Origin of the sequence: Spirillospora sp. NPDC046719 (assembly GCF_040645715.1) — a bacterium.
Lineage (GTDB): Bacteria > Actinomycetota > Actinomycetes > Streptosporangiales > Streptosporangiaceae > Spirillospora.
Window position 1 is genome coordinate 1 of the sequence record NZ_JBEYYT010000745.1, and the last position, 2,862, is coordinate 2,862.

At 70.9% G+C, this 2,862-nt stretch carries 3 protein-coding genes; 2 read left to right on the top strand and 1 reads right to left on the bottom strand.

Annotation, left to right across the window (positions count from 1 at the left end):
* The first annotated feature begins 210 nt into the window (after nt 1–210).
* The gene (locus ABZ914_RS49575; protein ID WP_500201553.1) at nt 211–1,056 is read left to right on the top strand and encodes a carbohydrate ABC transporter permease; all 846 of its coding nucleotides are present in this window, start codon (nt 211–213) and stop codon (nt 1,054–1,056) included.
* A 147-nt stretch (nt 1,057–1,203) separates the two neighbouring features.
* Here ABZ914_RS49575 and ABZ914_RS49580 read toward each other — a convergent pair whose 3' ends face one another.
* Nucleotides 1,204–2,451, bottom strand: a complete 1,248-nt coding sequence (locus ABZ914_RS49580; RefSeq protein ID WP_500201551.1) for an ABC transporter ATP-binding protein — start codon at nt 2,449–2,451, stop codon at nt 1,204–1,206.
* A 148-nt stretch (nt 2,452–2,599) separates the two neighbouring features.
* Between ABZ914_RS49580 and ABZ914_RS49585 the strand changes: the two genes are divergently transcribed.
* A partial coding sequence (locus ABZ914_RS49585; RefSeq protein ID WP_500201552.1) for a LacI family DNA-binding transcriptional regulator occupies nt 2,600–2,862 on the top strand: 263 nt, incomplete at its 3' end.

A 2,862-nucleotide genomic window follows, 5' to 3' on the forward strand; every position in this document is an offset into this window, starting at 1 on the left:
GCGGCTTGTGAGTAATTGCGCCCCGCGGACGTGAGTGACGACCCCCCGGCGGGCGCGCCGGTCGACGACGGCGGCACCGGTGGCACCGCCGCCACCGCCGGCACCGGTGCGGGCGCCGCGCCGGAGAAGGACCGCGAGGCGAAGGGCACCACCGCGGCGGCCGCCGCGAACGGGGCGGCGGGCGCGCCGCGCCGGAGCGTCGCGTCCCGCCTGGTGGGCCGGGCCGGCGGCACCGTCGTGCAGGTGCTGCTGGTGCTGGTCGCGCTGTTCTGGCTGGTGCCGACGTTCGGCCTGTTCGTGGAGTCGCTGCGCTCCACCGAGGACAACAACGCCGGCGGCTGGTGGAAGATCTTCTCCCACCCGTCGCAGATCACGACCAGCGCCTACAGCTCGCTGCTGGACAAGCCCGACTTCGTCGACTCGTTCTGGAACACCGTGCTCATCACGGTGCCCGCGACGGTGCTGGTCGTCGCGATCGCCTCGCTCGCGGCGTACGCGTTCGCGTGGCTGGAGTTCCCCGGCCGCGACTGGCTGTTCCTGATCGTCGTCGCGCTGCTGGTGGTGCCGGTGCAGGTCGCGCTGCTGCCGGTCGCGAAGCTCTACGGGAACATCGACGTCGGCGGGTTCAAGATGTACGGCTCGATCACCGGGGTGGTGCTGTTCCACGTCGCGTTCGGCCTGCCGTTCGCGATCTTCCTGCTGCGCAACTTCTTCGCCGCGATCCCCCGGGACCTGCTGGAGGCGGCCCGGATGGACGGCGGCTCGGAGTGGACGATCTTCCGGCGGGTGATCTTCCCGCTGGGCGGCCCGGCGATCGCCTCGCTCGGCATCTTCCAGTTCCTGTGGGTGTGGAACGACCTGCTGGTCGCGCTGGTGTTCGCCAACACCGGGGCGCAGCCGATGACCAAGTGGCTGCAGTCGCAGATGCGGCAGTTCACCGGCAACATCGACATCCTCGCGCCCGGCGCGTTCCTGTCGCTGCTGGTGCCGCTGGTCGTGTTCTTCGCCTTCCAGCGCTACTTCGTCCAGGGCGTCCTCGCCGGTTCGGTCAAGTAGCGGACGCGCCCGTGCGGCGCGCCGCGCCGGGCTACCGGCGCGCGCCGGGCATACCGCGAAGACGGGAAAGGCTCGTGCGGGGGATCGCCCCGCACGGGCCTTCGCGTCACCGCGGGCGGCTCCGGCCTCCGGCCGGGGCCGCCGGGATCAGTCGACGGCCTTCTTCAGGTCCGGCGCGGCGGCGGCCGGGGCGCCCGGGTGGCCGATCGCGAGGCCGCTGGCCGGGTCGAAGAAGTGCAGCCGCTTGGTGTCCACGGCCAGGTCGATGTCCTGCCCGGGCCGCACGTGCGAGCGGGAGTTGACGCGGGCGGTCCACAGCGCCTTGTTGTCGACCAGCGGGATCGCCATGTCGGCGTCGCCCTCGGCGGCGTCCTCGGCGAGGTCGGCGGTGTCCTTGTGCTCGACCGGCGGGGCGTCGATGGTGAAGATGACGTTGATCTCGCTGCCGAGTTCCTCGGTGACGCTGCTCTTCACCGACATCGGCGCCCAGTCGGGGTTGGCGTGCGCGGCGTCCTCGAAGTCGGACGGGCGGACGCCGAGGATCACCTCCTTGCCGATGTAGTCGCGCAGCGCCGGCCGGTCGTTGAGGAGCGCGTCCGGCACCGGCAGGGAGAACCCGGCGAAGGAGACCTGCGCGCCGCCGTCGCCCCGGTCGAGCCGGGCCGTGACGAAGTTCATCGCGGGCGAGCCGATGAACCCGGCGACGAACATGTTGACCGGGTTGTCGAACAGCCGCTGCGGGGTGTCGACCTGCTGCAGCTTGCCCTCGCGCAGCACGCACACCCGCGAGCCGAGGGTCATCGCCTCGATCTGGTCGTGGGTGACGTACACGGTGGTGACGCCGAGCCGCTCGTGCAGCTGGCTGAGCGAGGCCCGCATGGACACGCGGAGCTTGGCGTCGAGGTTGGACAGCGGCTCGTCCATCAGGAACGCCTGCGGCTCGCGGACGATCGCGCGGCCCATCGCGACGCGCTGGCGCTGGCCGCCGGACAGGGCGGCGGGCTTGCGGGACAGGAACTGCTCGAGGCCGAGCATCTTCGCGGCCTCGAGCACCTTCTGCTTGATCTCCGACTTCGGCGTGCCGCGCAGCTTCAGGCCGAACGCCAGGTTCTGCTCGACGGTCATGTGCGGGTAGAGCGCGTAGTTCTGGAACACCATCGCGATGTCGCGGTCCTTGGGCGCCAGGTCGTTGACGACCTGGCCGCCGATGGAGATCTTGCCGCCGCTGATCTCCTCCAGGCCGGCGATCATCCGCAGCGCGGTCGACTTGCCGCAGCCGGACGGGCCGACCAGCACCATGAACTCGCCGTCCTGGATCGTCAGGTCCAGGCCGTCCACCGCCTTGACGCCGCCCGAGTAGACCTTGTCCACCTGGTCCAGCTTGATCTCGGCCATCCCGCCCCCTTTGGAAACGTTTCCCATCCACCCCTGCTCAGCAGGGCTTTCTCTCAATGGCTGGAGTAAACAACATGGAATCGTTTCCATGGGAGAGTTGATCAGGATAAGATCGCAGATCTGCGGATATGGGGAGGCGAGGCGGCCGGTGGGGGACGGGCGATCGGCGACGATCAAGGACGTGGCGGCCGCGGCGGGCGTCGGCATCGCCACGGTGTCCCGGGTGTTCTCCGGCGGCTCGGTCAGCGCGGCGACCCGCGAGCGGGTGCTGGCCGCGGCCGCCGAGCTGGACTACCGGCCGAGCGCCCTCGGCCGCGGCCTCAAGCTGCGCCGCAGCGGCGGCATCGGCCTCGTGCTGCCCGGCGTCACCGACCCCTTCCACGCCGAGCTGGTCGCCGGCGTGCTGGCCAG

Coding starts and splice junctions, on each gene's coding strand:
- ABZ914_RS49580 (WP_500201551.1), bottom strand. CDS start 2,451: ATGGCCGAGATCAAGCTGGACCAGGTGGACAAGGTCTACTCGGGCGGC.